4 protein-coding genes are annotated in these 3829 nt (G+C 48.7%); 1 reads left to right on the forward strand and 3 read right to left on the reverse strand.

What is annotated here, in order from left to right; translation table 11 throughout:
• On the reverse strand, nucleotides 1–367 hold a 367-nt coding region (locus AC4PME_RS16800; protein WP_491529663.1), incomplete at its 3' end, for a hypothetical protein.
• Entirely contained in the window at nucleotides 360–926 is a 567-nt protein-coding gene (locus AC4PME_RS16805) for an RNA polymerase sigma factor (RefSeq protein ID WP_491046545.1), read from the reverse strand. The genes AC4PME_RS16800 and AC4PME_RS16805, both read right to left, overlap by 8 nt.
• 122 nt (nucleotides 927–1048) lie before the next feature.
• Between AC4PME_RS16805 and AC4PME_RS16810 the strand changes: the two genes are divergently transcribed.
• The gene (locus AC4PME_RS16810) at nucleotides 1049–1681 is read left to right on the forward strand and encodes an MOSC domain-containing protein (protein ID WP_119499838.1); all 633 of its coding nucleotides are present in this window, start codon (nucleotides 1049–1051) and stop codon (nucleotides 1679–1681) included.
• 49 nt (nucleotides 1682–1730) lie between these two features.
• Here the strand turns inward: AC4PME_RS16810 and AC4PME_RS16815 are convergent, their stop codons facing one another.
• Nucleotides 1731–3608: a DUF885 domain-containing protein gene (locus AC4PME_RS16815; RefSeq protein WP_491046544.1), complete on the reverse strand. Its 1878-nt coding sequence runs from the start codon at nucleotides 3606–3608 to the stop codon at nucleotides 1731–1733.
• Nucleotides 3609–3829 lie beyond the last annotated feature (221 nt).

A 3829-nucleotide genomic window follows, 5' to 3' on the forward strand; every position in this document is an offset into this window, starting at 1 on the left:
GTGTCTGCCAGTCGTCAGTGACCGCTGTCTGGTCCTGAAAACGCACCAGCAGTTGCTGTTTTTGCTGTTCGTGTTGCCGGCTCAGTACATTGACCAGAGCCTGTCCCCGGGCATCTCCGGCGCCGCTGTCGCTGCCGAAATACTCAGAAGGCTTGATAAAGATAAACAGGGAGGTCACCAGTAAAAGGCTGGCAGCCATCGCCATATACCGCAACCGGTTCACCGGCGCCTTTCCGGCGGTTTCCTGCTTTTCCATTTCTCCGGCTTCGATAGAAAGCGCAATGCCGGTCCACAGATCACGATCAGGTTTCATTTCCTGTGGCAGGCGCTCAAGCGCTTTATTAAGTTCAGACCCTTTATCAGACATCACTCTCTCCCATCCACGCTTCTAATAGCTGCCGCGCACGGTGAAACTGCGCTTTACTGGTGCCCTGTGCAATATTAAGCATTGCGGCGATATCGTCATGTCTGTAACCTTCTACGGCATGCAGTACAAACACTACCCGTGCCCGTTCCGGCAATTGCCGGATATATCGTTCCAGATCCACTTCGCTGCTGCATGATGCTGCCCCGGCCTCGTTGTCAATTTGCTCAGTGGTATCGAATAGCCGCCGCATCCAGCTCTTTTGCTTACGCATATAACTGATAGTCACATTCGCGGTTACGCTGTGCAGCCAGGTACTGAACAGGCTCTGTCCCTGATAATTACCGAGCTTCCGCCATACCTGTATAAAGACTTCCTGTGTCGCATCTTCAGCCAGCGACTTGTCTCCCGTTAGCCGGTAGCAAAGGGCGTAAACCCGGTTCACGTGTGTTTCATAGATCTGACGATAGGCATCACGATCGCCGGCTACAGCCAATGCAACGAGTCTGTTTAATTGTTGTTGTTCTGAACGGGAGTGTGCTTCCGTTTCAGACTCTGCCATGTCCATATTCCGTTTTATCCGGTGTGTTTTCAGGTTAGTCGCAGACGACATGTAAAAGGTTTAAATACGCTGCAGTTTTTTTTAAAGTAACACGCTAACCCTTCTCTGTTGTGGAAACTATCATGCATATCGAAGCTTTATACGCAGCTAAACCGGTCCCCTTTGGTCCGCGGGGAGCACCCAGCGCCATTCAGAAACAACCCGTTCCTTTTCTTACAGTACTGACGTCCGGCACTGAGGAAGATGAACAGGGAAATAAGAAGCTGCATGGTGGTCCGGAGAAAGTGCTCCATCAATTCAGTCACCGTGGTTATGAACGTTTATCAGAAGCGTTTCCTGAGGGTAACTTTGTCCCGGGCACCATTGGCGAAAACCTGATAGTTGAAGGCATGGACGACACCAACGTATTCATCGGTGACGTCTGGCAGATGGGTGAGATTGTTGTACAGGTTGGTGCACCCCGCGCCCCCTGTAATAAAATTTCCCAACGCTTCGATATAAAGAACCTTGATCGCTTCGTCGGAAATGAAGGCATTACCGGCTGGTATTTTCGCGTGATTGAAACAGGCACATTGAACACCGGCGATGAAGTAAAGCTGATTTCCAGAGCAGATAAAACGGTCAGCGTTGCTGATTTAATGACGGCCGTTTATGACAAGGGCAATCCTGAAAAAGCAGCAGAGTATGTGCAACTCGATGTACTGGACGATGAGTGGAAGGGAAAATGCGAACGCGTAATTAAACGCGGGCAATAGCTTAAAGCAGGTTGTTCAGGGCAAAGCCCCTGAACAACCTCCGGTAACATTAAGACTGAGATTTAATCCAGTCGTCGACCATCAGCTCCAGCGTGCTTAACGGCACGGCACCGCCACCCAATACAAGGTCGTGGAATCCGCGGATGTCGAACTTATCACCCAGCGCAGTTTTTGCTTTTTCACGCAGCTCCAGAATTTTCAGCATACCGATTTTATAAGCGGTTGCCTGACCCGGCATGACAAAATAGCGCTGTACTTCTGATTTCGCCTGACCTTCTGATATTGGCGAGTTATCAATGAAATAGTCTACAGCCTGTTGCTCTGTCCACTTTTTCGCGTGAATTCCGGTATCCAGAACAAGACGGATTGCTCGCCACATTTCAGAATGCAAACGGCCAAAGTTATTTACCGGCTCTTTGTAAGCGCCCATTTCGCTGGCAAGACGCTCTGCATAAAGTGCCCAGCCTTCCACATAGCTGGTGAAGAACATTTGTGTGCGGAATGTGGGAATATCTTCCAGTTCCTGAGCAATGGCAATTTGCATGTGATGGCCCGGTACACCCTCGTGATAAGCAATGGCTTCCATTTCGCTTTTTGGCATCATGGTCATATCAATCAGGTGTACGTAGTAAACGCCCGGCGTCTTACCATCAGGAGAGCTGGGATAGTAATGCTGTGCAGCACCCGGTTGCTCGCGGAAAGGCTCAACCCGTTTCACCACAAGGTCTGCCTTAGGAAGACGGCCAAAGTAATCAGGCAGCATTTCTTTCATGTTGTTGATGTAGGTACGGGTATCACTCAGATAACCCTCACGGCCCTCATCGGTATTCGGGTAATAGAGACGTTCATCGGTTTTATCTTCACGGAAGTAATCAAACATCTCACGCAGAGAACCTTCAAACCCAAGCTCTGCTTTTACCTTTTCCATCTCTTTACGAATACGGGCGACTTCTTTTAAACCCAGTTCGTGAATTTCATCCGCAGTCATGTCTGTGGTAGTGGAGCGTGCAAGCATGGCATTGTAATAGGCTTCGCCGTCCGGCAGTGCCCAGACACCTTTAGCATTCTTATCCAGCGAAGGCAGATCAGCTTCAAACCAGTCAATCAGCGTTTGATATGCAGGCCCAAGCTTAGTGGTAAGCATGGTTTCAGCGTCTTTAAGGTAACCGTCAGCCTGCTCCTGTGTCAGCTCACCGGCATCGACAAGAGATTGTGCTTTGGCTTTAAAATCTGCATAAAGGGCGCTGTCGTTCTCAGAATCGTCAAAGGGCTTTCCGGAGATAATGCCTTTACTTTGTTCAATGACGCCCTGATAGGCAAAGTACGGTGACTTCACACCTTCATCGGCGTTGATGCGCGCGCGGTCGATTAACTGATCCATCGCCCGGCCGGTTTCACCCAGACGGCTTACGTAGTCCTTTAAGTCCTGCTCGCTTTCGACTTTGTGATAATTAATTAAAACTGTAGGAAGAGACGTGTGCATACCAAACATCTGATTAAAGATGTATTCACGGCGCTCAAAAGGCTTCATCAGCTTATCCTGTTCATAAGAGTAAACCAGGATATTCCATGAGATCTTTGCCGCATCATCCAGCTTGTCGTAATCGAAGGTGGATTTCATTTCTTCAACAGCGGCTTCCAGCATGGCAAAACGCTCTTCAGCAGCCTTTTCTGATGCATCATCAATTTCACCGTAGCGTTCTTTGCGGCCACGCATGGTTAACGTGATGGGTGACATTTGCAGTTGTTTCTCATACTGCTCTTCAAACCAGGCATTCAGCCTTTCGGTTTCTGATTGCGCAGTTTGTTCCGCTGCAACAGGGGCTGTGGTTTCCTGCGTCTTTTCGCTGGCAGGTGAACATCCGATGATAGATGCAGCTACAAGGCTCAGTGCAAAGCCTGCGAGGGTTTTCATATTGGGTTTCATTTCCGTCTCCGTGTTATTCATTATTATTTCTTATTGCGCTGTGAAGTCAGTGCAGATATGTGTTTTCGCACACGCACAGTAACACTATTCTAAAACACAAAGGATATCGTTAAACAGAGATTCGCGCCGGATGAGTATGTAAGTAATTATGAATGGCAAATTGCAGGCACAAAAATGTATGGTCCGCCTCGTTATTGCAACAGTAAATGTCGATAACGGGG

Source organism: Alteromonas sp. (assembly GCF_984505615.1).